The organism is Pseudomonas sp. FW507-12TSA (assembly GCF_058781435.1).
In genome coordinates, this window is record NZ_JBYSWT010000044.1 from 1 (window position 1) to 24,799 (window position 24,799).

Annotated in this window: 25 protein-coding genes and 1 tRNA gene; 17 read left to right on the forward strand and 9 right to left on the reverse strand. The window is 62.8% G+C overall.

The genetic code is table 11. The annotated features are described in order from the left end of the window. Positions 1-180: 180 nt before the first annotated feature. Positions 181-1,395: an MFS transporter gene (locus tag AC3WK8_RS29615; RefSeq protein ID WP_103326618.1), complete on the reverse strand. Its 1,215-nt coding sequence runs from the start codon at positions 1,393-1,395 to the stop codon at positions 181-183. Positions 1,396-1,509: 114 nt separating this feature from the next. Then, positions 1,510-2,151: an HD domain-containing protein gene (locus tag AC3WK8_RS29620; protein ID WP_103326620.1), complete on the reverse strand. Its 642-nt coding sequence runs from the start codon at positions 2,149-2,151 to the stop codon at positions 1,510-1,512. Positions 2,152-2,329: 178 nt separating this feature from the next. Between AC3WK8_RS29620 and AC3WK8_RS29625 the strand changes: the two genes are divergently transcribed. Next, on the forward strand, positions 2,330-2,809 hold the full coding sequence (locus tag AC3WK8_RS29625) for a GNAT family N-acetyltransferase (RefSeq protein WP_022643191.1): 480 nt from the start codon (positions 2,330-2,332) through the stop codon (positions 2,807-2,809). Positions 2,810-2,858: 49 nt separating this feature from the next. On the opposite strand, the gene AC3WK8_RS29630 is transcribed toward AC3WK8_RS29625, so the two are convergent. Next, a complete protein-coding gene (locus AC3WK8_RS29630; RefSeq protein WP_085597173.1) occupies positions 2,859-3,911 on the reverse strand; it encodes an NAD(P)-dependent alcohol dehydrogenase in 1,053 nt (350 codons plus the stop codon). Positions 3,912-4,093: 182 nt separating this feature from the next. Between AC3WK8_RS29630 and AC3WK8_RS29635 the strand changes: the two genes are divergently transcribed. Next, positions 4,094-4,984: an AraC family transcriptional regulator gene (locus tag AC3WK8_RS29635; protein ID WP_103326621.1), complete on the forward strand. Its 891-nt coding sequence runs from the start codon at positions 4,094-4,096 to the stop codon at positions 4,982-4,984. Positions 4,985-5,036: 52 nt separating this feature from the next. Here AC3WK8_RS29635 and AC3WK8_RS29640 read toward each other — a convergent pair whose 3' ends face one another. After that, complete coding sequence (locus AC3WK8_RS29640; RefSeq protein WP_022643194.1) at positions 5,037-6,701, reverse strand: electron transfer flavoprotein-ubiquinone oxidoreductase; 1,665 nt, start codon at positions 6,699-6,701, stop codon at positions 5,037-5,039. Between the two features lie 546 nt (positions 6,702-7,247). Here AC3WK8_RS29640 and AC3WK8_RS29645 point away from each other — a divergent pair. The 11 genes from AC3WK8_RS29645 (at position 7,248) to AC3WK8_RS29695 (ending at position 15,253) form a co-directional block, all read left to right on the forward strand. After that, a complete protein-coding gene (locus tag AC3WK8_RS29645) occupies positions 7,248-7,997 on the forward strand; it encodes an electron transfer flavoprotein subunit beta/FixA family protein (protein WP_031321267.1) in 750 nt (249 codons plus the stop codon). Between the two features lie 2 nt (positions 7,998-7,999). After that, positions 8,000-8,929 carry an electron transfer flavoprotein subunit alpha/FixB family protein gene (locus AC3WK8_RS29650; protein WP_022643196.1) on the forward strand — a complete coding sequence of 310 codons (930 nt, stop codon included), beginning with the start codon at positions 8,000-8,002 and terminating at the stop codon, positions 8,927-8,929. A 78-nt stretch (positions 8,930-9,007) separates the two neighbouring features. Beyond that, positions 9,008-9,832, forward strand: a complete 825-nt coding sequence (locus AC3WK8_RS29655; RefSeq protein ID WP_103326624.1) for a substrate-binding periplasmic protein — start codon at positions 9,008-9,010, stop codon at positions 9,830-9,832. Between the two features lie 9 nt (positions 9,833-9,841). Then, the gene (locus AC3WK8_RS29660; RefSeq protein WP_031321268.1) at positions 9,842-10,198 is read left to right on the forward strand and encodes a DUF4398 domain-containing protein; all 357 of its coding nucleotides are present in this window, start codon (positions 9,842-9,844) and stop codon (positions 10,196-10,198) included. Further along, positions 10,195-11,007, forward strand: a complete 813-nt coding sequence (locus tag AC3WK8_RS29665; protein ID WP_022643199.1) for an OmpA family protein — start codon at positions 10,195-10,197, stop codon at positions 11,005-11,007. Before AC3WK8_RS29660 ends, AC3WK8_RS29665 begins: the two co-directional genes overlap by 4 nt. 203 nt (positions 11,008-11,210) lie before the next feature. Next, on the forward strand, positions 11,211-12,650 hold the full coding sequence (locus tag AC3WK8_RS29670; RefSeq protein ID WP_022643200.1) for an aminotransferase-like domain-containing protein: 1,440 nt from the start codon (positions 11,211-11,213) through the stop codon (positions 12,648-12,650). Between the two features lie 78 nt (positions 12,651-12,728). Next, positions 12,729-13,247 carry a translation initiation factor 2 gene (locus AC3WK8_RS29675; protein WP_272482547.1) on the forward strand — a complete coding sequence of 173 codons (519 nt, stop codon included), beginning with the start codon at positions 12,729-12,731 and terminating at the stop codon, positions 13,245-13,247. Positions 13,248-13,416: 169 nt separating this feature from the next. Then, positions 13,417-13,671: a YkgJ family cysteine cluster protein gene (locus tag AC3WK8_RS29680; protein WP_053135844.1), complete on the forward strand. Its 255-nt coding sequence runs from the start codon at positions 13,417-13,419 to the stop codon at positions 13,669-13,671. A gap of 43 nt (positions 13,672-13,714) precedes the next feature. Further along, positions 13,715-14,323, forward strand: coding sequence for an START domain-containing protein (locus AC3WK8_RS29685; RefSeq protein ID WP_085597170.1), 609 nt, complete (start codon positions 13,715-13,717; stop codon positions 14,321-14,323). Between the two features lie 141 nt (positions 14,324-14,464). Next, positions 14,465-14,701 (forward strand): hypothetical protein, encoded by a 237-nt coding sequence (locus AC3WK8_RS29690; RefSeq protein WP_031321271.1) that lies wholly within the window; start codon positions 14,465-14,467, stop codon positions 14,699-14,701. A gap of 210 nt (positions 14,702-14,911) precedes the next feature. Continuing rightward, entirely contained in the window at positions 14,912-15,253 is a 342-nt protein-coding gene (locus AC3WK8_RS29695) for a ribonuclease E inhibitor RraB (RefSeq protein WP_022643205.1), read from the forward strand. A gap of 305 nt (positions 15,254-15,558) precedes the next feature. Here the strand turns inward: AC3WK8_RS29695 and AC3WK8_RS29700 are convergent, their stop codons facing one another. Together AC3WK8_RS29700 and AC3WK8_RS29705 are read right to left on the reverse strand one after the other, a co-directional pair. Next, on the reverse strand, positions 15,559-16,323 hold the full coding sequence (locus AC3WK8_RS29700) for a c-type cytochrome (RefSeq protein ID WP_103326660.1): 765 nt from the start codon (positions 16,321-16,323) through the stop codon (positions 15,559-15,561). A gap of 35 nt (positions 16,324-16,358) precedes the next feature. Then, on the reverse strand, positions 16,359-16,808 hold the full coding sequence (locus tag AC3WK8_RS29705) for a rhodanese-like domain-containing protein (RefSeq protein ID WP_103326626.1): 450 nt from the start codon (positions 16,806-16,808) through the stop codon (positions 16,359-16,361). A 601-nt stretch (positions 16,809-17,409) separates the two neighbouring features. On the opposite strand from AC3WK8_RS29705, the gene AC3WK8_RS29710 reads away from it, so the two are divergent. From AC3WK8_RS29710 to AC3WK8_RS29720, 3 genes are all read left to right on the forward strand, one after another. After that, positions 17,410-18,615: an acetyl-CoA C-acetyltransferase gene (locus AC3WK8_RS29710; RefSeq protein WP_103326627.1), complete on the forward strand. Its 1,206-nt coding sequence runs from the start codon at positions 17,410-17,412 to the stop codon at positions 18,613-18,615. Positions 18,616-18,639: 24 nt separating this feature from the next. Beyond that, complete coding sequence (locus AC3WK8_RS29715) at positions 18,640-20,784, forward strand: 3-hydroxyacyl-CoA dehydrogenase NAD-binding domain-containing protein (RefSeq protein WP_103326629.1); 2,145 nt, start codon at positions 18,640-18,642, stop codon at positions 20,782-20,784. Between the two features lie 105 nt (positions 20,785-20,889). Next, a complete protein-coding gene (locus AC3WK8_RS29720) occupies positions 20,890-21,612 on the forward strand; it encodes an amidotransferase (RefSeq protein WP_022643210.1) in 723 nt (240 codons plus the stop codon). A 39-nt stretch (positions 21,613-21,651) separates the two neighbouring features. Here the strand turns inward: AC3WK8_RS29720 and AC3WK8_RS29725 are convergent, their stop codons facing one another. The 3 genes from AC3WK8_RS29725 to AC3WK8_RS29735 all read right to left on the reverse strand — a co-directional run bounded on the left by AC3WK8_RS29725 (position 21,652) and on the right by AC3WK8_RS29735 (position 24,375). Beyond that, positions 21,652-22,623, reverse strand: coding sequence for a magnesium and cobalt transport protein CorA (locus AC3WK8_RS29725; protein WP_103326630.1), 972 nt, complete (start codon positions 22,621-22,623; stop codon positions 21,652-21,654). Positions 22,624-22,764: 141 nt separating this feature from the next. Further along, entirely contained in the window at positions 22,765-23,487 is a 723-nt protein-coding gene (locus tag AC3WK8_RS29730) for a lysophospholipid acyltransferase family protein (protein WP_103326632.1), read from the reverse strand. Between the two features lie 198 nt (positions 23,488-23,685). Continuing rightward, positions 23,686-24,375, reverse strand: a complete 690-nt coding sequence (locus AC3WK8_RS29735) for a crotonase/enoyl-CoA hydratase family protein (protein WP_022643213.1) — start codon at positions 24,373-24,375, stop codon at positions 23,686-23,688. Between the two features lie 319 nt (positions 24,376-24,694). Here AC3WK8_RS29735 and AC3WK8_RS29740 point away from each other — a divergent pair. Next, positions 24,695-24,784, forward strand: a tRNA-Ser gene (locus AC3WK8_RS29740). Positions 24,785-24,799 lie beyond the last annotated feature (15 nt).

Here is a 24,799-nt window from a genome sequence, read left to right on the forward strand (position 1 = left end):
GCCTTCCACGGGGTTGGTGGGGCCGGTGGAGCCGGCCATGGCCGCGCTGGACAACAGCCCGGCCAGGACCAGGGCAGAGAGTTGGACCTTGATCATGATGTCGCCTCCATTCGTTAGAGTCGCTACCTGATATTGGTCTGCCCTGGCCCGCGATTGGTGCCGGGTGATCGACGAACGGTGTCAGGCCTGAGCCGCCCGGGATCGAAGCCGGTAGCTCCAGCCCAGGCGGCCAAGCGCGATCAGCCAGTTCACTGTGGCGATCGCCAGCACGCCTAGCAGCAATGCCTGGATTCCGGCTTCGACGATGATCCGTCCGGCCAGCCACGGGAAGCCGAATACGCCAATGAAGTAGGACAGGCTGAACAGCAGCAATGCCTGCGAGGTGTGGCCCGGTGGCGCTTCATTGGCTGCCTGGCCGTTGATCACCGAGTAGGTCAGGCCATAGCCGATGCCCAGTGCCATGGCGGCCAGCAGGTAGCTGGCGCTGCTATCCACCACCGACAGGAACAGCAGGATCGACACCATCATCAATCCCGACAACAGGCACGCGGCCCAGTACGGATCGCGTTTGACCACGATGCCGGCAATCAGCATCCGGCTGGCGATGGCCGCGCTCATGAAACCAATGAAGAACAGTGAGTAGTCCACGCCTCGGGCGGGGCCATAGCTGGTCTGGAAGCTCGACAAGCCGCCGAAGACGCAACCGCCCAGGCCCACCATCAGGATCGGGAACAGGGCCCTGGAGGTCAGTACCCGGAGGGTGCCGGTCCAGGTGATTCGTGCCGCTGCGGTGCCCAGGTGGTCGGTACGCCGCTGCAGGTGACCAGCCAGTCGCCAGAAGATCAGCGCACCTAGCAGGCTGGCTGCGGCTGCAATGAAAAAGCTGCTGCTCAGGGGATATCCCAGGGCACTGGCCAGGCGTCCGAGCAGTGGAGCGGAGCCGATGCCGCTCATCATGCTGCCCGACAACAGGGCGAAGTAGCGTGGACGCTGCGAGGGGGCGACCAGCATCGCGACGATGATCGGTCCCAGGGTGTAGAACACTCCCCAACCCAGGCCAAGGATCAAACCGAAGCACAACAGTGCGGGCCCGATGCCCGGCGTCAGGGCGAAGCCCAGGCAGGCGATGACCAGCAGGCTGCCGAAGCAGGCCACCGAGCGCGCTGCGCCGAGCCAGTCCGCCAGGTGCCCGGAGGCGATCACCGCAACGAAGGTGCTGAGCATCGCCACGGAAATCACCTGGCCGGCGTCATGCTCGTTGCCGCCGTGGCTGCTGATCAGCAGCGAGAGGAGGAAGGTCGAGCCATAGGACAGGGACAGCAGGTAGCTGCCCAGGCAGAACAGCCCGAACAACGGGTCGAAAACCCGAGGTGACGGGGGCGTGCTGGGGGACATGAAAGCGCCTCTTTGTGCTTGTCGTTGTGCGGGGCTTTCTAACACGTCTGTAGCCAGTGATTGTTCCATTACTCACCGCCTCAGGATCAGTCGGCAGCGGAGTGAATGAGGGGGCTACTGGCCGATTTCCTCCAGCAACTCGCGCCGAAAGCGTTCAAGGCGCTCATGCCGGACCTGTGCCAGTTTGCTGCCAGTGGTGGTCTGGAAACCTTCGGCCAAGTGCAGCAGCTTGCTTTGGAAGTGGTCCAGGGTGAAGCGCGAGTCATCCAGTTCGCGGTGGCTGGCGCGTGGGTCGGCCGGGTCGTACAGGGCCCGCCCCAGGCGCCCCGAGACATAGAAGGTGCGAGCCACGCCGAGCGCGCCCAGGGAGTCGAGACGATCGGCATCCTGGAGGATTCGCGCTTCCAGGGTGGTCGGCGTCAGCCCTGCGGAAAAACTGTGGGTGGCGATGGCATGGGCCACGGCCTCGATATCGCTGGCGCTCCAGTGCAAGTCGGCCAGGACCTGCCGCGCCCGCTCTGCCGAGAGCCGTGACGCCTGGGAGCGCAGCGGCGAGCTTTTTTCCACGTTCACGCAGTCATGGAGCAGGGTCGCGGCCAGCAACAGGCGCAGGTCGCCGCCTTCCTCTGCGGCGATACGCCGGACGTTGCTCCACACCCGATACAGGTGGGACAGGTCGTGGGCACCGTCGTCGTGGGGCTCGAAGGCATGGGGCAGCAGGCTGGCGGCCAAGGACTCCAGGGGCGCGAAAGTCATGGGCAGGCTCCGGTTGGCGGTTGGGCCGTCACTCTAACCGCTGGCGCCAGTGGTGATAAGTGTCGATGGGGGCAAGGCCGGTACGGAGCATGGATGGCCGATGGCGGAGAAATGCCCGTGCATGTCTTTCGGCTGTCGTTCTAATATGGCCGACCTGATTCCGCCATGAGACCCGCCGATGACCGTCGAAATTCGTCCTGCGCTGCCCAGCGATGCCCTGCAGATCCTTGCGTTCATCACCGAACTCGCCGACTACGAGCGAGCCCGTCACGAGGTGATCGCCAGCGTCGCCGACATCGAGCGCAGCCTGTTCAGCGAAGGCGCCACGGCCCATGGCCTGATGTGCCTGCGCGACGGCGTACCGATCGGTTTTGCGGTGTTCTTCTTCAGCTATTCCACCTGGCTGGGCAGCAACTGCCTGTACCTGGAGGATCTCTACATCACCCCCGAGCAGCGTGGGGGTGGGGCTGGCAAGCAACTGTTGCGGCACCTGGCGCAGATCGCCTGCGACAACGACTGCGGGCGTTTCGAGTGGAGTGTGCTGGAGTGGAATGAACCGGCGATCCAGTTCTACAAGTCCCTGGGCGCTCAGCCCCAGGAGGAGTGGGTCAAGTACCGCATGGATGGCGAGGTGCTGCGCGCCTTCGCCCGGGGTTGAGGCGCGGGCGCCAGCGATCCGGGTCGCTGGCGCCGCACTTCAGGGTGACTCAGCCCTTGAGGGTCGCCATGTCGATCACGAAGCGGTATTTCACGTCGCCCTTGATCATGCGCTCGTAGGCCTGGTTGATCTGGCGGATATCCAGCATCTCGATGTCGCAACGGATGCCGTGCTCGGCGCAGAAATCCAGCACTTCCTGGGTTTCGGCGATGCCGCCGATCAACGAGCCGGCCAGCACCCGACGGCCCATCACCAGCTTGCCGGCGTGCAGTGCCGGGTCCACCGGTTCGATCAGGCCCACCAGGATGTGCACGCCGTCAAAGCGCAGGGTATCGAGGTAGGGATTGAGATCGTGGGCCACCGGGATGGTGTCCAGGAGGAAGTCGAACTGCCCGGCCGCGGCCTGCATCTGCGCCGGGTCGGTGGACACGACCACGTGATCCGCGCCTTGTTGCCGGGCTTCCTCGGCCTTGCTCGCCGAGCGGGTGAACAAGGTCACTTCGGCCCCCAGGGCCTTGGCGAACTTGATGCCCATGTGGCCCAGGCCGCCCATGCCGAGAATCCCCACCTTGTCCCCGGCCTTGACGCCGTAGTGCTTGAGCGGCGAGTAGGTGGTGATGCCGGCGCAGAGGATCGGTGCGGCACTGGCTGGGTCCAGGGACTCGGGGATGCGCACCACGAAATGCTCGCTGACCACGATGCTGTCGGAGTAGCCACCCATGGTGTTGCTGCCATCGATCCGGTCTGGCGAGGCATAGGTCAAGGTCGGACCCTGCAGGCAGTATTGTTCCAGGTTGGCGGCGCAGGCCTCGCACTGGCGGCAGGAGTCCACCATGCAGCCGACGCCGACCAGGTCGCCGACCTTGTGCAGGTTGACGCTGGAGCCGACGGCGGTGACCCGGCCGATGATTTCATGGCCCGGCATCAGCGGGTACACGGCGATGCCCCATTCGTTGCGGGCCTGGTGGATGTCGGAGTGGCAGACGCCGCAGTAGAGGATCTCGATGGCCACGTCGTCCGGGCGCGGGCTGCGCCGCTGGAAGCTCATGGGGGCGAGGGGAGTGGTGGCCGACTGGGCGGCATAACCGATGGCGGTGTACATGGTGAACCTCGCAAAGCGCTGACAAGTGAGGCGGCGCATTGTCGGCGTGAGGCTTGCGGGCAACCATGGCGATTCCTCGGCATGTCATGCCTATTCCTCCGCCATCGACGGTTTTCACGGGGCATTGGCCAACGGACCTGCGATGATGCTGGCATCCCCTCCCTTGCATGAAGTTTGCCCACATGTTGTTGACCCGCCATCTGGACGCCAATGCCCCCCTGGTCGCGCTGCTCGAGCCCCTGGCCAGCCGCGAGGGCTTCGCCGCTACTGCCTTGCCCGGGATCCAGGTGCTGCGGGCCAGTCGTGACGTCGCCCGAGGGCCGCAGATCTACGAGCCGAGCCTGATGATCATCGTCCAGGGCAGCAAGCTGGCCTACCTGGGCACCCGGACCCTGGAGTACGGCGCCGGGCATTACCTGATCCAGGCGCTGTCGGTGCCGTTCGAGTGCGAAACCTTCGCCTTGCCCAACGCGCCGCTGCTGGGAATCTCCATCGGTATCGACCGCGCCATGCTCAGGGAGCTGGTGCTGGCCATGGGCATCGGCGATGGGCCGGCAGCTGCGGCGCAGACCCTGGAGTCCATGACCTCGGTGGTCCTCGACGACAGCATGCGCGGTTGTGTCGAGCGCTTGTTGCGCTGCCTGCACGATCCCCTGGAGTGCAAGGTCATGGGGCCGGCGCGGGTCCGTGAGCTGCTATTCGCTGCCTTGCGCGGACCCCAGGCCGAGGCCTTGCGGGCACTGGTAGAGCAGCAGGGGCATTTCGCCCGGGTCGCCGCCTCGCTCAACCATTTGCACCAGCACTACACCGAGCCGTTGAACGTCGAGACCCTGGCTCGCTGCGCCAATATGAGTACTTCGACCTTCCATGAGCATTTCAAGCGCAGCACCTTGTTGTCGCCGGTGCAGTACCTCAAGCGCTTGCGGTTGCTCAAGGCCCAGCAATTGCTGCTGGGCGAGGGGCTGGGCGTGGCCCAGGTGGCCCACAGAGTGGGATACCAGAGCACCTCGCAATTCAGCCGCGAGTACAAGCGCTACTTCGAGCGCACCCCGGGGGACGAGCGCGTGGCTTGAATGCTGGAATGAAAAAGGCCCCCATTTGGGGGCCTTTTCGCAGGGCGCCGACTTACATGTTCGGGTAGGTCGGGCCGCCAGAACCTTCCGGGGTGACCCAGGTGATGTTCTGCGCAGGGTCCTTGATGTCACAGGTCTTGCAGTGCACGCAGTTCTGGGCGTTGATCTGGAAGCGCTTCTCGCCGTCCTCTTGGGTGACCACTTCGTACACGCCGGCCGGGCAGTAGCGCTGGGCTGGCTCGTCGTACAGCGGCAGGTTGCGGCCCAGGGGGATGCTCGGGTCGGTGAGCTTCAGGTGGCAAGGCTGCTCTTCTTCATGGTTGGTACCGGAGATGAACACCGAGCTCAATTTGTCGAAGCTCAGCTTGCCGTCGGGTTTCGGGTAGTCGATCTTCACGCAGTCCTTGGCCAGCTTGAGGCAGGCGTAGTCCGGCTTGGTGTCGTGCAGGGTGAACGGCAGCTTGCCGCCGAACAGGTTCTGGTCGACCCAGTTGAAGCCGCCACCGACGATGGCGCCGAACTTGTGGATTGCCGGTCCGAAGTTGCGGCTGGCGAACAGCTCGTCATGCAGCCAGCTGGACTTGAATGCGCTGACGTAGCTGTTGAGCTCGTCGGCGCCTTCGGAACCGGCCAGCAGCGCATCGGCCACGGCATCGGCGGCCAGCATGCCGGACTTCATGGCGGTGTGGCTGCCCTTGATCTTGGCGAAGTTCAGGGTGCCCAGGTCGCAGCCGATCAGCGCGCCGCCCTTGAACACCATCTTCGGCAGCGAGTTCAGGCCACCCTTGCAGATGGCACGGGCGCCGTAGCTGATGCGCTTGCCGCCTTCCAGGTATTGCTTGAGCACCGGGTGGTGCTTGAGGCGCTGGAATTCATCGAACGGCGACAGGTAGGTGTTGGCGTAGGACAGGTCGACGATCAGGCCGACCACCACCTGGTTGTTCTCCAGGTGATAGAGGAAGGAGCCGCCGGTGTTCTCGGTGCCCATGATGTCCAGCGGCCAGCCGGCGGTGTGCACCACCAGGCCCGGTTGGTGCTTGGCCGGATCGATTTCCCAGATTTCCTTGAGACCGATGCCGTAGTGCTGGGCGTCGGCGTCGCTGTCCAGGTTGAAGCGCTTGATCAGCTGCTTGCCGATATGGCCACGGCAGCCTTCGGCGAACAGGGTGTACTTGCCGCGCAGCTCCATGCCAGGGGTGTACATGCCGTCCTTGGGATGGCCTTCGCGATCCACGCCCATGTCGCCGGTGAGGATGCCGCGAACCACGCCGTTTTCGTCGATCAGGGCTTCCTGGGCGGCGAAGCCTGGGTAGATTTCCACGCCCAGGTTCTCGGCCTGCTGGGCCAGCCAGCGGCACAGGTTGCCCAGGGAAATGATGTAGTTGCCTTCGTTGTGCATGGTCTTGGGCACAAAGAAGTCGGGAACCTTGGTGGCGGCTTCGCCGTTGCGCAGGACATAGATGTCGTCGCGGGTGACCGGGGTGTTGAGCGGGGCGCCCAGTTCCTTCCAGTCAGGGAAGAGTTCGTTCAGGGCCCGTGGTTCGAACACGGCGCCGGAAAGGATGTGGGCACCGACTTCGGAGCCTTTTTCAACGACGCAGACGCTGATTTCCTTGCCTGCTTCTGCAGCCTTCTGCTTCAGGCGGCAAGCGGCGGACAAGCCTGCGGGGCCGGCACCGACGATGACTACGTCGAATTCCATGTATTCGCGTTCCACTAGGCTATCTCCTACTCAAGGCTCAACGGTTTTTTCTAATTGGAGGTTTGGCATTGCGTCCCGCTTTCTCCCATCGCCGATGGGGGGAGAGGGGAGGGACGGCCGACCTTTCTCTCTGGGCGGCGCATTATATCTACACCACTCCTAGCGTCCAATACAAACGTTTGTTTGAAATTGCCGCAGGCCAGGTAAATCAAAGAAGCGCGGCTCATGAACGGCCATTTTGCCGTATTGACCGGAAAAGGTGTTCCGGTCAAGATACGGTCGGTTTTGCGCTCGCCGTAGGCTGACTGTTGGTCTCAAGAGCACCTCTAAAGACAGGGCAAAGGCAGTGAAGGTGATGCGCCGCGCAGCTTGAAGGTGCGCAGTTTACACGCCGCGATAATGAATGACTCGTCGGTCGCCACTGACGAACGGTCATCGTCCCGTGAGCAAGGTCAACCTTAGTGTGCCGGCGTTTTTGGAGGTGCCCTTGTGCCGATGAGCATCAACCGCCAGGTTCTCGCCTAGGCGACTTTCTTTTCACCGGAGAGTAACGAGGAATCCATGAAGGTTCTTGTAGCTGTCAAACGAGTGGTCGACTATAACGTCAAGGTTCGCGTCAAGGCGGACAACTCCGGCGTCGACCTCGCCAACGTCAAGATGTCGATGAACCCTTTCTGCGAAATCGCAGTGGAAGAAGCCGTACGCCTGAAAGAGAAAGGCGTGGCGACTGAAATCGTCGTCGTCTCCATCGGTCCTGCTACTGCTCAAGAGCAGCTGCGTACCGCCCTGGCACTGGGTGCCGATCGCGCGATCCTCGTCGAGTCCGCTGAAGAGTTGACCTCCCTGGCCGTGGCCAAGCTGCTCAAGGCCGTGGTCGACAAGGAACAGCCACAGCTGGTGATCCTGGGCAAGCAGGCCATCGACAGCGACAACAACCAGACCGGCCAGATGCTGGCTGCCCTGAGCGGTTACGCCCAAGGCACCTTCGCCTCCAAGGTCGAAGTGGCTGGCGACAAGGTCAACGTCACCCGTGAAATCGATGGCGGCCTGCAGACCGTTGCGCTGAACCTGCCAGCGATCGTCACCACCGACCTGCGCCTGAACGAGCCACGCTACGCGTCGCTGCCGAACATCATGAAAGCCAAGAAGAAGCCGCTCGAGACGCTGACTCCTGATGCTTTGGGCGTTTCCACCGCCTCCACCAACAAGACCCTGAAAGTCGAAGCACCGGCTGCACGCAGCGCGGGCATCAAGGTCAAGTCGGTGGCTGAACTGGTCGAGAAACTGAAAAACGAAGCGAAGGTAATCTGATCATGACTATCTTGGTAATCGCCGAACACGATAACAAAGCGCTGGCCCAGGCCACCCTGAACACCGTGGCCGCTGCTGCCAAAATCGGTGGCGACATTCACGTGCTGGTGGCCGGCCAAGGCGTTGGCGCCGTGGCCGAGGCTGCAGCCAAAGTCGCTGGCGTGGCCAAGGTGCTGGTAGCCGACAACGCTGCCTATGCGCACCAACTGCCGGAAAACGTCGCACCGCTGGTTGCCGAGCTGGGCGCCGGCTACAGCCACATCCTGGCTGCCGCCACTTCCAACGGCAAGAACATCCTGCCGCGGGTCGCTGCCCAGCTGGACGTCGACCAGATCTCCGAGATCATCTCGGTAGAAAGCGCCGACACCTTCAAGCGTCCGATCTATGCCGGTAACGCCATTGCCACCGTGCAGTCCACTGCTGCGGTCAAGGTCATCACCGTGCGCGCCACCGGCTTCGACGCCGTTGCCGCCGAAGGTGGTTCGGCGGCGGTGGAAACCGTCGGCGCGGCCCACGATGCTGGCAAGTCGAGCTTCGTCGGCGAAGAGCTGGCCAAGTCCGATCGCCCTGAGCTGACCGCTGCCAAGATCGTCGTTTCCGGCGGCCGCGGCATGCAGAACGGCGACAACTTCAAGCACCTGTACGCCCTGGCCGACAAGCTGGGCGCTGCGGTCGGCGCTTCCCGCGCGGCCGTGGACGCAGGCTTCGTGCCCAACGACATGCAGGTCGGCCAGACCGGCAAGATCGTCGCGCCACAGCTGTACATCGCCGTCGGTATCTCCGGCGCGATCCAGCACCTGGCGGGCATGAAGGACTCCAAAGTGATCGTCGCGATCAACAAGGACGAAGAGGCGCCAATCTTCCAGGTGGCTGACTACGGCCTGGTGGCTGACCTGTTCGAAGCCGTACCTGAGCTGGAGAAGCTGGTCTAATCCAGCCGCTTCACTTATAAAGAGCCCGGCCTCATGGCCGGGTTTTTTTTGTCTGTCGTTTATCGAGGGAGTGATGTCATGGAACTGCGCCGCATGAGTGGCTGGCCCGTATTGCTGGGGCTGGCGCTATTGCCTTCGCTGGCGATGGCGGTGGGCAAGTGCGAGCGGCTGGTGGTGACCGGCAGTCCCGATGCGCCACCCTACCTGTGGCGTGATCCACAGGATCCCAGGCACCTGATCGGTGCCAGCGCCGACTTGCTGCAGCAGGTGGCCGGGGAGCTGGGGCTCAAGGTCGAGCTGCTGTACGCCGGCAAGCGTTCCGAGGCGCTCGAGGAGGTGCGTACCGGGCGCATGGACATGCTCGCCGATGCCCCGTTGACCCTCGACGAGCTGGAGTCCCTGGACTATATCCATCCGGCCCTGGTGCAGAACGACTATCTGGTCTGGACGCGCAAGGAAACGACCCTGGATTGCCGCCAGTTGTCCGATTTGCAGGGCCACTCCGGCGCCGTTTCGGAAAAGGCCCGCCTGACCCAGCCATTCCAGGCCTTGGCCAAGGAGCAATTGCAGCTCAAGCGCCTGCCGAACCTGACCCAGGTTTTCCAGAAACTGCTGCTGGGCGAGTTCGACTATGTGCTGGCGCCACGCTACGCCGGCATGGTCATGGCCCAGTCCCTGGGAATGGCCGCCGACCTGGCGGCATTTCCCCAGCCCATCGACAAGCCCGGGTTGTTCCTGGCGCTGTCCCACAACTCTGCCTGCAATGACCCATGGTTGCGCGGACAGCTGGCGAAAAAGATGACAGAATTGCCCGCGTCCGGTCTGACGGAGGCCCTGTTGCAGCGCAATCTCGAGCGTTGGAAGGCCCAGTTGCAGCAACCCGTCAGCAGCCCCAAACCGTAGGAATCTCGTGTGACTATTCGACCTCTTTTTGCTGCCTTGGCCCTGCTGGCCATGGCGGGTTGTGCCTCAGACCCAGCCCCCAACGAGCAGATGCGCCTCACTGCCCAGGCCCTGGAGCAGGCCAAGGCCGTGGGAGCCTCGGCCGAGGACGTGCCGGAGTTGAAGCTGGCCGAAGACAAGTTTTCCCGGGCCCAGGGCAATATGCAGGATGAGTCCTACAAGAAGGCGCGGGTCCGTGCCGAGCAGGCGGAGTTGGATGCGCGCCTGGCCGAGGCCAAGGTCCTGACCCAGAAGAGCCGGGAGCAGGTGAATATGCTCGAGACCCGCATCACTCGCCTGCGCAAGCAACTGGGGGATGCCCAATGAAGATTTCCAAGCAGCTCTTGGGTGCCGCGGTGTTGCTGGCTGGCGCCAGCCTCCTGGGATGTGCCGGCCAGCAGAGCGAGGAGGCGCTGCAACAAGCCGGCAACGACTTCCAGAAGGTCAAGGAAGACTCCAATGTCCTGCGGGTCGCCCCCAAGGATGTGATCCGCGCCGGTGAGTCCCTCGCTCGTGCCGATCGTCTGTCCAGCTACTGGGGCAGCGGCAGCGACGTGGAGCATTACGCCTACCTGAGCCGCCGCTACAGCGAGATTGCCCGCGAGCATACCGAGCAGACGCTGAACCAGGAGCGGGCGGCCAAGCTCGAGCTGGAGCGCCAGCGCCTGCAACTGGCCCTGCGTGAAGCCAAGTTGATCAGCGTGCAACAGCAGGGCAAGTGGCTGGAGGAGCAGATCCTCAACATGGCCACCACCCAGACCGATCGAGGCCTGGTGATGACCCTGGGGGATGTGCAGTTCGATACCGGCGAGGCGGAGCTCAACAACTCCGCCAACCGCATCGTGCTCAAGGTGGCCCAGTTCCTCCAGCTCAATCCCAAGCGCGTGGTGCGGATCGAGGGGTACACCGACAATACCGGTGAACATCAGGGCAACCTGCAGCTGTCCCGCGACCGGGCCCAGGCCGTGGCGGATGTGCTGGTGGACCTGGGCGTCGACGAAAAGCGCATCCAGGTCGAGGGTTATGGCGACGACTATCCGGTGGAGGCCAACGCTTCCGAGCGCGGCCGGGCGCAGAACCGTCGGGTAGAGATCGTTTTCTCCGACGAGAAGGGCCAGCTCGGCGCCGCACGCTGAGGTTTTGCCAGCTTTCATGAAAAACCCGATGCCTGGCCGCATCGGGTTTTTTTATGCCTGCCCAACGGCTGGAAAAAACTTGCCGTGGTGCTTTTCACTGCCTGGTGTCCTCGACTATTGTGGAAACTGTCCCAGTACACTTCTAAACTGTGCCGGTATTGTTTCACACAAGAATAAAACACCGTGAAATCGGGTGCTGCGCCATGACCAATCTCTTGCTCTATCAACGTATCGCTCAGCAGTTGGCTGAGGATATTCGCCGTGGTGTCTATCAGCCGGGGGAGCGCGTACCGTCGGTGCGCAAGATGAGCTCGCAGCTCAATGTCAGCCACGCCACGGTGCTGCAGGCCTACGCCAACCTGGAAGACCAGGGGCTGATCCGCGCGCGACCGCAGTCGGGCTACTACGTGCACCAGACGCCCGCGCTCACCGCGCCGACGCCGGATATCGCCCGGGTCGAGCGTCCGGGGCTGGTCACCCGCAGCAGCATCATCCAGCAGGTGCTGGTGGAGTCGCGCCGGGAAGGGGTGTTTCCCCTGGGGGCCGCGGTGCCCAGCGTCGATTACCTGCCCGTGCGCGCACTGCACCAGCAATTGGCCAAGGTCACGCGCTTCCATAGCCCTCGCGCCTTCAGCTACATGTTCAGCCCGGGATTCGAGCCGCTGCGGCGCCAAGTGGCGATTCGCATGCGCGATGCCGGCGTGGTGGTCGACCCGTCCGAAGTGGTGATCACCCACGGTTGCGTCGACGCGCTGCAGATGTCGCTGCGGGTCCTGACCCGACCCGGTGACCTGATCGCCGCCGAGTCGCCGACCTATTACGGGTTGCTGCAACTGGCCGACTTGCTGGGGCTCAAGGTCATCGAGATCCCCAGCGATCCATCCACCGGCATGAGCCTGGAGGCCTTGCAGCTGGCGGCCAACCAGTGGTCGATCAAGGCCCTGGTGTTGACCACGCGCCTGAGCAATCCCCTGGGCGGCACCATGCCCGAGGAGCGGCAGAAGCAGTTGCTGCGCCTGGCGTCGGACTTCGATATCCAGGTGGTCGAGGACGATATCTACGGCGAGTTGATGTTCGAGGTCGGCCGGACCAAGTCCCTGAAGGCCTATGACCGCCTGGACCGGGTGATCTACTGTTCCAGCTTCTCCAAGACCTTGTCGCCCGGCGTACGCATCGGTTGGATGATCGCCGGCAAGTACCAGCAGGAAATCCAGCGCCTGCAGACCTTCAGCACCCATTCGGCCTGCAGCGTGACCCAGATGGCCGTCGCGGCTTACCTCGAGAACGGCGGCTACGATCGGCACCTGCGCTACATCCGCCAGGAGTATCGCAAGAACCTCAGCGCCTTCCAGCTGGCGGTCCAGCAGTACTTCCCGGAGGGCACGCAGATCACCCGGCCCACTGGCGGCTTTATCCTCTGGGTCAGCTTGCCGGGGCGGGTCAACACCCAGGAATTGCATGTCCGGGCCCTGCAACAGGGCATCAGCATCGCCCCCGGGTTGATCTTCAGCAATACCGAGCAGTTCAACCACTGTGTACGCCTCAACTGCGGCACCCCATGGAATCGCGAGGCCGAGCGGGCGCTGATGACCTTGGGGATGCTCGCCAGCCAGTTGTGCCAGGAAGCGGCAGGCGGATTCTAGGCAATGCAGCCCCATGCTTGTCATGGGGCGTGCAACAAGCGAGCATAGGGGCACCTTGTTCTCGATCTGCCTGTTTTTATGAAAGCCTTTCTTCCTGCCATCTGGTTATGTGCCTGCCTGTTGGGAGCGGTTGCTGCCATGCCCGTCCAGGCCGCAGCACCTGTGGAAAAAACCGCTGCCGGCACTACTCGGACGGACCATTCGACAACCTCTGGCAAAGCACCGGCAAAGAAAGTCCCGGTAAAGAAAGCTCCGGCCAGTAAAACCAAGGCCAGCAAGACCCAGCCGGCAAACAAGAAGCCTGCTCCCGCCAAACAGTCCAAGTGGGCCTACCAGGACATCAAGACGCCGCTGGTCAGCCCCAAGCTGGACTTGAACCTGCCAACCGAGATGGTCAAGCACCTGCAACCCCTGGGCGCCACGCCATTACCCAAGCGCGCGCCGTTGCTGCCGCCGATGTTTGGCGAGAAACCCAAGGAAAGTACGCCGTTCCAGCTCAACGGCCGCCTGCTCACCAACGAGATGCAACTGCAATTGCGTCGGGAAGAGCGTCGGGACATCGAGGGCGCCGCCCTGGATTTCGAGTTCAAGCAGTAAATTCTTTGTCGTCCTTGTGACCGTCGTGGCCGACACTTTGTCGGAGACTGATCAGTCACGCACGGTTGTGCGTCAAATCCGTTCTTCGAGTAATTTTAAACGGCTGTTTTAGCGGTTACTCTTGTGCGGCGTCATCCAACTCTTTGCTTGTCGCGAGGAAATCTTCGTCATGAACTGCCGTGAAGGTTGTGGCGCTTGCTGCATCGCCCCTTCCATCAGCACCCCGATTCCCGGAATGCCCCAGGGCAAGCCGGCTGGAGAACGTTGCCTGCATCTTTCGGTCGAACACCTGTGTGGGCTGTTCGGCCTGCCTGAGCGGCCGGCGGTGTGTGGGGCCTTCCAGGCTGAGGCCGAGGTCTGTGGCCAGAGTCGTGAAGAAGCCATCCGCCTGATCGGCTGGTGGGAGCAAGTGACGGCGGCTTAGGGTGTTCTCAATGAACGGAACTTCAACAATAAGGAATAAGACAATGGGTTCGCTGCATCGAATTGCTGTGCTCTGTGGTTTAACCGTGCTGTTGTCGGCAACGGCCCAGGCCGAAGACTGGCAGACGGCCAAGGACGAAGACGGCATCAAGGTCTCCTTGAGCGAAGTGGCCGGCTCCAAGTACAAGGCCTACCGTGGTGTCACCACCATGAAGACCTCCATCGCCAAGCTCCGCGCGCTGCAAGAAGACGTGGCCGGGGCCTGCTCCTGGATCCACGAATGCAAGACCCAGAAGCTGCTCAAGCACGAGGGCGACCAAAGCTGGACCTACACCCAGTTCAACACCCCATGGCCGGTCACTGCCCGCGACTCGGTCCTGCACATCACCACCAGCCAAGGCGCCGACGGCAGCCTGACCCGCAAGTTGGAGGGTATGCCGACCTATATTCCCGAGGAGAAAGGTTTCGTGCGCGTGGCCCAGGTCGAGGGCTACTGGAAGTTCGTCCCCAAGGGCGCCGACCAGGTGGAAGTGACCTACCAGGTCCATACCGAGCCAGGTGGCAGTGTCCCTTCCTGGCTGGCCAACAAATTTGTGGTCGATGCTCCGTTCAACACCCTGAAGGCACTCAAGGCCCGTGCCGAGAAGCCTTGATCACAGCGCTGCATCCGCCATGCAAAAGGCCGCCTTCGGGCGGTTTTTTAATGGCTTCGGGCCATGGCGCAGCGGAACGTTTACCTGGGCCACAAGGTCCAGATTATGTGGGCCCATACAGGGGCCATCGAGGAGGCATTGATGCAAAAGTGGCAAGTCACTTTCGTTGATGATCATGGCGTCCAGTCCGTCGAGCATTTCGACTGCGAACAGCCACCGACCCTGGAGCGTGCCGCGCAGCTGGTGCGGGCCAGATTACTGCCGGTGAGTGCCGAACTGGATCTCAACGACCTGGAGGGGCGCACCGACACGCCCACCCTCAAGAGCCTGAAAGAACAGAACAGCATTCAGATTCTGAGCATCACGCCGATCCAGTAAGTAGCAGAGATGGCACCGGCCATGATTTCTGGCAGCGTCCAGAGGCAGGCGCTAATCTGCAAGCAAGGTCAGCGAATTCTCCCCCAAGGCCTGATCTTGCCAGCTCCATGCTTGTTTCCTGGCGACCTCCCCGGGTCGTGATACGGGCCTTTTGGGCCTGTCATTCGGGAAGCACGGAAAGTCTATCCATCGGTTTGAGGAGGACGTTTCATGAGCACAGCCTTTCAAGACGACATCAGCAGCAGCGTGCTGCGCCGCATGAAAGAGGGCGGCTTCGATTTTTCACGCTTTCATCCCATCGAGTTCTACGCCATTTTTCCGGATGAGGAGCGGGCGCGCAGGGCCGCGGGGCAGTTTCGCGGCGAATCCTTGAATGCCCAGGTCAGTCCCCGTGACGACGGTGCCTGGTACCTGGAGCTGAGCAAGGTGATGTATGCCACCCATGGTGGCATCGGTGATTTCGAGCAGGACTTCGAAGCAGTGGTCGAGCCCTTGGGCGGCATCATCGAGGGCTGGGGAGTCAAGCACGAGATTCGTGGGCGGCTGATATAGCCGGATAAGCGCACCGAGACCGACGATTGGCCAACCCACGGGTTGGCCAATTGCATTTCAGGGCCCGCAAAGGCAAAAAAAAGCCACCCGGGAGGGTGGCTAAAAGGGAAGACCGGTCTTGAGCGGGAGCCGGTCAGGAGAGTCCGGATCCTTTGATCGTCGGCGTCATCAGGTTTGCAGCAGTGGCTTCATCAGGCAGGTGAAGTGTTGCTCGATGGGGGCGATTATCCGCCGGCATGCGCAGTGGGTGAAATCGACTCTGGCTATGCCAGCGATAGCCAGGGTCTCTAGTCGAACCGAGGGGGTCAGGGCTGCTTGTGCCCGGCCATGTGGCGCAGGTAGCCCAGCAGCAGCTCCAGTTCGGTATCGGGCAGGACGCTGTTGCTGAAGCCCGGCATCTTCGCCTGTGGCCAGCGTCTCAGGCTCTGTGGATCGCGGATGTAGCGCTTGAGGAAGTCACCGCCGAAGTACTCGGTGGGGTTATAGGGGACGTTCAGGTCGGGGCCGAACTGCGAATCCCCGGCGCCGTTGAGCCGGTGGCAGGCCAGGCAGTTCTTCTGGAACAGGGCAAAACCCTGGTTCACCGGGTCATCGGCGGCTAGCGCAGGGTCCGGCCGCAGGGCCGGGAAACGCTCGGCCACCGGCGCCAGGCGCTGGATCCGCGCCATCTGGAACGGCCATTGCTCGGGGCTGATATGCCCGGCCGCGGGGTTGGTCCATACCAGGTAGAAGGGGCCGGCGCTGGGCTTGCCGGCTGCCAGGGCTGGCCAGGGCTTATGTGGATCCTCGATGGCCAGCCAGGCCCGGGTTCCCTGGCGTTCGAGCAGTGGCGCGGCGCTCAATTCGGCGGCGAAGCCGTCCAGGGCCACGGCCTGCAAGTGGTCCTCGGGCTTGAGGCCGGGGAGCAGGTCGGCCAGCGGGACCGCGCGGTAGCGCATCTGGCGTTTGTAGGAGACATCGTCCTGGATGCTGATGTCCCGGGCCTCGGGGTGACGCAACAGCTCTTCGGTCTGCCAGGCGCGGCTGCCGGAGCCCAGGTCGATCAGCAGTTGTGCGGCGTGCAGGGGCATGCTCAGCAACAGGGCAGTGCACAGGAACAAGGTTTTCAATTGATGGCCGTCGGATCGTCGTCAGTGGGTTCGTTGCCGGGCAGCACGTCGTCCGGTCGCGACACGTGATCGAACAAGGCGTCCCGGAGTTCTTCGTAGTTGCCGCCGTTCACGATACCGAAATAACCACGCTGGATCAGCGTGTCCTCGGCTTCCAGGGCGTGCTGGTTGGTGTCGCTGTAGATCACCACCGTGGCGTTGGGGTCCAGCACCACCTTGCGCAGCTGGTAGGCCAGGCCTTCGGCGCTGATGCCGGTGCCGTCTTCCAGTTCGAGGTTGACCTGCAGCGAGTTGTGCAGGTTGCCAGCGGCGAAGTCGCTGTCGTTGCGCAGATCCAGGATCAGGGCACCGTCGTTGATCTCATCCACGGCGCGGTTGATGTCGATGATCCCGGCATGGGCGTTGAAGGCGCTCAAGAGCGCGGCAAGTGCAATCCAATGGCGCATGAATCTTCCCCGTGATGTTCCCCAGGAAGACTGGCACACAAGTCCGTGCCCCGGTAGGAACCGGGGACAATTTTATGACTCGTTGATCGAGCCACCATGAATCAGCCGATCACCTTGGTGAGGTTCGGCAAGATCAGCAGCAGCGTGGTTGCGAAGAGGATGAGTCCCGCCTGGCGAACTTTCGAGTGTCTGAACATGGCTGAATGCCTTTTGTTGTTATTCCTAAGCATCAATGCAAGCCGGTCCCTGTTCTTCACTATGGGCCGGCGATGTTTCCATTTTCTTACCTGTCCCGGTGCAAAGACCCTCCGGGACTTCCTACAGTTTCTACCTTAGGGGCCTTGAATCCCCTGGCTTAGATCCAATTCATATGACGTCATCGCGAGCTTCGATAAAAACCTTATAAGTTCCTCCCGATGCCCCCTGGCCGCCCTTTGGCTAGACAGCTCGCGACCCTTTGTCGGGCTATCCATTAGCTGCCTACCGTTCGTCTGAGCGTCACCGTCAAGGCGGCTGAGCGCATCGGTCATTGAATCCGACGCTGCCGCGCCTAAGGTGGGAACTCGACATTTTCTCCCTGCACAAACGGTTCGAGGACGTCATGACCCAAGCTTTGATATTCGATGCGTTACGCACGCCCCGTGGCAAAGGCAAGGCCGATGGCGCCTTGCACAGTGTGAAGCCGGTGAACCTGGTGGCGGGGCTGATGCGGGCCCTGCGCCAGCGTTGCGAGCTGGATACCAGCCAGGTGGACGATGTGGTCCTGGGCTGCGTGACGCCCATCGGCGACCAGGGCGCCGATATCGCCAAGACCGCGGTGCAGGTCGCGGACTGGGATATCAGCGTGGCCGGGGTACAGATCAACCGCTTCTGCGCCTCGGGCCTCGAGGCGGTGAACCTGGGAGCGATGAAGGTGCGCTCCGGCTTCGAGGAGCTGGTGGTGGTCGGTGGGGTGGAGTCCATGTCGCGGGTACCCATGGGCAGCGACGGTGGCGCCTGGGTGCTGGACCCCGAGACCAACCTGCACAGCCACTTCACGCCCCAGGGCATAGGTGCCGACCTGATCGCCACCCTCGAAGGCTTCTCCCGCCAGGATGTCGATCAGTTCGCCCTGCAATCCCAGCACAAGGCCGCGCGGGCCCGGGCGGCCGGAGCCTTCGCCAAGTCCCTGGTGCCGGTGCAGGACCAGAACGGCATTGTCCTGCTGGACCATGACGAATTCATTCGTGCCGACTCGACCCTCGAGGGCCTGGGCAATCTCAAGCCGAGCTTCGAGATGATGGGGCAGATGGGTTTCGACGCCACGGCCTTGCGGGTCTACAGCCACGTCGAGCGGATCAATCATGTGCACACCCCGGGCAACAGTTCCGGGATCGTCGACGGCGCGGCGCTGATGCTCATCGGCTCCGAGGCCAAGGGGCGTGAGCTGGGCCTCAAGCCCCGGGCGCGGATCGTCGCCACTGCGGTCACCAGCACCGACCCGACCATCATGCTCACCGGCCCGGCACCGGCCACCCGCAAGGCCCTGGCCAAGGCCGGGCTGCGGGTCGAGGACATCGACCTGTTCGAGGTCAACGAAGCCTTCGCCTCGGTGGTGCTCAAGTTCATCAAGGACATGGCCATCGACCCCGCCAAGGTCAACGTCAACGGTGGCTCCATCGCCATGGGCCACCCCCTGGGCGCCACGGGCTGCGCGATCCTCGGCACCCTGCTCGACGAACTGGAGGCCCGCGGCCGGCGCTATGGCCTGGCCACCCTGTGTGTCGGCGGCGGCATGGGCATCGCCACCATCATCGAACGCCTCTGAGCCCCGATATCAAGGAATCCTTTCATGACCGATGCCATCCGTTACGAAAAAGGCCAGGACCAGATCGTGGTCCTGACCATCGACATGCCGGGCCAGAGCGCCAACACCATGAATGCGGCCTACCGCGACGCCATGGCCGCCACCCTGGCCCGGCTGCAGGCCGAGCAAGCCGACATCGCCGGGGTGATCGTCACTTCGGCGAAGAAAACCTTCTTCGCCGGCGGCGATCTCAACGAGCTGATCAAGGTCGGCAAACCACAGGCCCAGGCCTTCTATGACATGGTTCTGGCCCTCAAGGCCCAACTGCGGGCGCTGGAGACCCTGGGCAAGCCGGTGGTGGCGGCAATCAACGGCGCGGCCCTGGGCGGCGGTTGGGAAATCTGCCTGGCTTGCCATTACCGCGTGGCCCTGGACGACAAGTCGCTGCAGGTAGGCCTGCCGGAAGTCACCCTGGGCCTGCTGCCTGGCGGCGGCGGGGTAGTGCGCATGGTGCGCATGCTGGGCCTGGAGAAGGCTTTGCCGTATCTGCTCGAGGGCAAGAAGGTCCGGGCGCGGCAGGCGCTGCAGGCGGGCCTGGTGAATGAGCTGGCTGGCGATCGCGACGAGTTGCTGGCCAAGGCCCGGGCCTGGATCGCCAGCAACCCGACGGCCAAGCAGCCCTGGGATGTGAAGGGCTACCAGATTCCCGGCGGCACCCCTTCGAACCCGAAAGTGGCGCAGATGCTGGCCATCGCTCCTTCGATCCTGCGCACCAAGACCCAGGGCTGCTTCCCCGCACCGGAGAAGATCCTCTGTGCCGCGGTCGAGGGCGCCCAGGTGGACTTCGATACCGCCCAGTTGATCGAGGCTCGCTACTTCACCGAGCTGACCACCGGCCAGGTGGCGAAGAACATGATCGGCACCTTCTGGTTCCAGCTCAATGAAATCAACGCCGGCGGCTCGCGGCCCCAGGGCGTGGCGCCCCAGGCGACCCGCAGGGTCGGGGTGCTGGGCGCCGGGATGATGGGCGCAGGCATCGCCTATGTCAGTGCCGTGGCGGGCATCGAGGTGGTGCTCAAGGATGTCAGCCGCGAGGCGGCGGAGAAGGGCAAGGCCCATTCCGCGGCCCTGCTGGAGAAGAAGGTCGGCCGTGGGCAACTGAGCGCCGAACAGCGCGACGCGACCCTGGCACGCATCCTCACCACCGCCGAAGATGCCGACCTGGCCGGTTGCGACTTGATCATCGAGGCGGTCTACGAGGATCGCGAGCTCAAGGCCAAGGTCTCCAAGGCGGCGCAGCAGGTGGTCGGTGCGCAGGCGGTGATCGCCTCCAATACCTCGACCCTGCCCATCACCGGGCTGGCCAGCGCGGTGCCCAATCCGGACAAGTTCATCGGCCTGCATTTCTTCAGCCCGGTGGAAAAGATGCCGCTGGTGGAAATCATCAAGGGCGCCAAGACCAGTGACGAGACCCTGGCCCGAGGGTTCGATTTCGTCCAGCAGATCAAGAAGACCCCGATCGTGGTCAACGATAGCCGCGGCTTCTTCACCTCCCGGGTATTCGGCACCTTCACCAACGAAGGCATCGCCATGCTCGGCGAAGGCATCGCCGCGCCGATGATCGAGACCGAGGCTCGCAAGGCCGGGATGCCCGTGGGTCCGCTGGCGATCTCCGACGAAGTGTCCCTGAGCCTGATGAGCCACATTCGCCTGCAGACCACCAAGGACCTGCAAGCCGAAGGCAAGCCTGTCATCGAACACCCGGCATTCGCCGTGATCGACCTGCTGCTCAACGAGTACAAGCGCGCGGGCAAGGCCGCCGGTGGCGGTTTCTATGACTACCCGGCCGGTGGCCAGAAACACCTGTGGCCGCAGTTGCGTACGCGCTTCTACAAGGCCGACGGGCAGATCTCGCCCCAGGACGTGCGCGACCGTTTGTTGTTCATCCAGGCCATCGAGACCGTGCGCTGCGTGGAAGAGGGCGTGTTGCAATCCACGGCCGACGCCAACGTCGGTTCGATCTTCGGCATCGGTTTCGCGGCCTGGAGTGGCGGCGCGCTGCAGTTCATCAACCAGTACGGGGTGCAGGATTTCGTCGCCCGCGCCCAGTACCTGGCACGTCAATACGGCGAGCGCTTCAACCCGCCGGACCTGCTCCTGGAGAAGGCGCGCCAGGGCCAGTTGTTCTGAGCCTGGCGGGCGTTAAATGACGGCCCCCGGGGCTTGCCTTGCCGTGGTATTTCAAGGCAGGCTCTGGGGTGTTCGTTATTGCCATCGCCTTGTCAGGAATATTTTATGTCGCTACGCATCTGCATTCTTGAAACCGATATCCTGCGTCCCGAACTGATCGACCAGTACCAGGGCTACGGGCAGATGTTCCAGCGCCTGTTTTCCCAGCAGCCCATTGCCGCGCAGTTCAGCGTCTACAACGTGGTGCAGGGCCAGTATCCGGCTGACGACCTGAAGTTCGATGCCTACCTGGTGACGGGCAGCAAGGCCGATTCGTTCGGCACCGATCCGTGGATCCAGACCCTCAAGACCTACCTGCTGGAGCGCTACGAGCGTGGCGACAAGCTGCTGGGCATCTGCTTCGGTCATCAGTTGCTGGCGCTGCTGCTGGGGGGCAAGAGCGAGCGGGCGAACCAGGGCTGGGGCGTGGGCATCCACAACTACAAGCTTGCGGCCAAGGCGCCGTGGATGAGCCCGGTGGTGGAGGAGCTGACGCTGCTGATCAGCCACCAGGACCAGGTCACCGCCTTGCCGGAGAACGCCACGGTGATCGCCTCCAGCGATTTCTGCCCGTACGCGGCCTACCACATCAATGACCAGGTGCTGTGCTTCCAGGGGCATCCGGAATTCATCCACGACTATTCCCGCGCCTTGCTCGACCTGCGCCATGAGTTCCTCGGCGAGCAGGTCTACCAGAAGGGCGTGGCCAGTCTCGAGCACGATCATCACGGCACTACCGTGGCCGAATGGATGATGCGCTTCGTCGCCCACAAGCCCGCAGCGGCCTGAGGCAAGCCGTGGCCCCGCCTGGGGCGGGGCCACGTCGTTTCACAGCCAGCCTGAACGCTTGAAGCTGGCCCAGAGGGCCACGCAGCCCATGCTGATGAAGCCCAGGACGCCAAAGTAGCCGTAGTGCCAGCCCAGCTCCGGCATGTTCTGGAAGTTCATCCCGTAGATTCCCGCCACCGCCGTTGGAAACGCCAGGATCGCCGCCCAGGCGGCGAACTTGCGCTGTACGATGCTTTGCCGCGAGGCCTCCAGCAGCACGCCGATCTCGATGGTCTGGCTGGCGATGTCGCGCAGGGTCGAAAGGTCTTCCATCTGCCGTGTGACGTGGATCTGCACATCGCGAAAATACGGCCGCATGTTCTTGTCGATGAAGGGGAAGCTGAGCTTCTGCAGGTCCTCGCTGATCTCCACCATCGGCGCCACGTGGCGGCGCAGGCGCAGTACATCGCGACGCAGGCTGTGCAGGCTGAGGATGTCGCGCTCGTTCATCGACTGGCACAGCACGTTGCTCTCCAGCTCCTCGATCTCGGCGTGGATGGCTTCGCTGACTGGCTGGTAGTTCTCGGTGACGAAGTCCAGCAGGGCATAGAGCACGAAGTCCTCGCCATGTTCGAGCAGCAACGGGCGGGCCTCGCAGCGCTGGCGCACATGGCCGTAGGAGGCCGAGTGGCCATTGCGGGCGGTGATGATGTAGCCGTTGCCGGCGAAGATATGGGTTTCTATGAACTCCAGCTTGCCGTCGGTGCGCACTGGCGAGTAGGTGACGATGAACAGGGCATCCCCGAAGGTTTCCAGTTTGGGCCGGCTGTGTTTCTCCAGGGCATCCTCGATGGCCAGTTCATGCAAGTTGAACTGGCGTTGCAGGTTGGCCAGTTCGTGGGCGTTGGGTTCTTCCAGGCCGATCCAGACGAAATGCCCGGGCTTGGCCGCCCAGGCGGCCCCCTCGTCGAGGCTGATGTTCGTGACTTTCTTTCCACCGCTGTAGACGGCGGCGGCAACAACTCTACCCATGGCTCAGGTTCACTTCTTCTTATCAAGGGAGCGGTGGCAAATCAGCAGCTTAGCCTGCATTGCAGCATCAGAGTCCCCTGGGAGATGCGAGTTCGCAGATAAATGAAAGCCCGCGCGAGGCGGGCTTTGGCTCAACAGGGCTCAGTTCGATTGCAACTGGCGATCCATGCTGGCGATGCACTCGAGCATTTGCTCGCGACATTGCGCCATCAGCCGTGGCAAGTCGTCCATGCTCAAGCCGGCAGTGGGGATCGCCGGTAGCGAACGAATCAGGATTTCACCGCTGTTCCAGCGGTTCAGGCGCATGTGCTTGATGTAGTTGCTGGTACAGACCGGAACGATGGGGACCCCGGCGGCGATCGCCATCTGGAAGGCGCCGCGCTTGAATGGCAGCAGCTCTTCGCCGCCGTTGCGCGTGCCTTCCGGGAATACCCAGATCGAGGTGTCCTTGTGTTGCAGGGTGTGGGTGGTGGTGACGATCGAGCGCCGGGCCTTGTGTGGGTTGCCGCGGTCGATCAAGACGTTGCCCGACAGCCAGAACAACTGGCCGAACAGCGGAACCCATTTCAGGCTCTTCTTGCCAATGCATACGGTGCGTGGCGGCACCACGTTGCCGAACACGAACAGGTCATAGTTGGACTGATGGTTGGCGATGATCACGCAGCTTTGTGGCTTGTCCATCAATGGCCCGGCCTCGCCCCTGACCTTCAGGCCCAGGATGCGCATGGCCGGCCAGGCATACAGGCGGGCACACAGGCGGCTGTTGTCAGGATTGAAGGGACGACACAGTCCAAGCAGCAAGCCCAGGCTGCCAGCAGCTATAAAGTGCAAGCCCATCAAAGACATACGAAACAGATACAACATCTAAACGGCCACCGCGCAGGGGACAAAAGGTGGCGCAGTGTACGAATGTGCACTGTTTTCGGCAATTGCTCCGCCAGGCAGGATGAGCAGTGATGATTGAGCGGATGTGTCCGATGGCGGGGCGTGCAGGGGGGAAGGCTTCGCGACACAATAAAAAGCCCGGCACAAGGGCCGGGCGATGCTCGTTCATGCCGGGGTTTAGCCCAGATGTCCCTGGTCTTCGATGATGGCGTTGTCCAGTCGTTCCAGCAGGGCCTTGCGTACCTTCAGCTTGGTGTTCTTGTGGGCCAGCATGTTGATCTTCTTCAACTGGCGCGCTGCGGCCAGGGCGGCGCCCTGGAGTTCTTCGGCGCTGACCACCTTGTCGAGGAAGCCGGCATCCACCGCGCTGTGCGGGTCGAACATCTCGCCGTTGATCACCGAGCGGTGCAAGGCCGAACGCCGCAGGCGGTCACGGGCCAACTCGATGCCGGCGTGGTGCATGGTCATGCCGATCTGCACTTCGTTGAGGCCGATGCTGAAGGGGCCCTCGACACCGATACGGTAATCGGCCGACAGCAGCAGGAAGGCGCCCTTGGCCACTGCGTGCCCGGGGCATGCGACGATCACCGGGAACGGGTGGGACAGCAGGCGCCGGGCCAGGGTCGAGCCCAGGGTCACCAGGGCCACGGCCTCCTTGGGACCTGCGGTCATGACCTTGAGGTCGTAGCCGCCAGAGAGGATCCCTGGCTGGCCAGTGATGATCACCACCGCGCGATCGGCGGTGGCCTGGTCCAGCGCGGCATTAAAGGCGGCAATCACGTCCGGTGAGATGGCATTGACCTTGCCATTGCTCAAGGTCAGGGTCGCGATACCGTCTTCGAGATGGTAGGAAATCAACTCACTCATGACGCAATTCCTTGTATTAGAAGTGCAGCAGAAGTTACCCAGCATGATCGGCCCGGTAAAGCGCCATGACTGACTGATGAGTCAGGCTTTGTCCCGGGTGGCAGGTCGCACGACCCGCTGGGCTGCATCCCTGTAGCTGCACGGCAGCCTGGAGCGAGCCGAAGATTGGCCGGTTTGCCCTATGTCGCGGGGGCGTGCAGGCCCTGAAAACCAGAAAAGTGCTTAAGCGCATGAAAATTCTGAAAAAAACCTTTGCCATCTGAAAAGCTTTCGACTACATTAGCGCGCCTCGACAGACTGAATCGGTTTGAAGAGAAACGGTGAGGTGTCCGAGTGGCTTAAGGAGCACGCCTGGAAAGTGTGTATACAGGAAACTGTATCGAGGGTTCGAATCCCTCCTTCACCGCCATATTCGATACAAGAA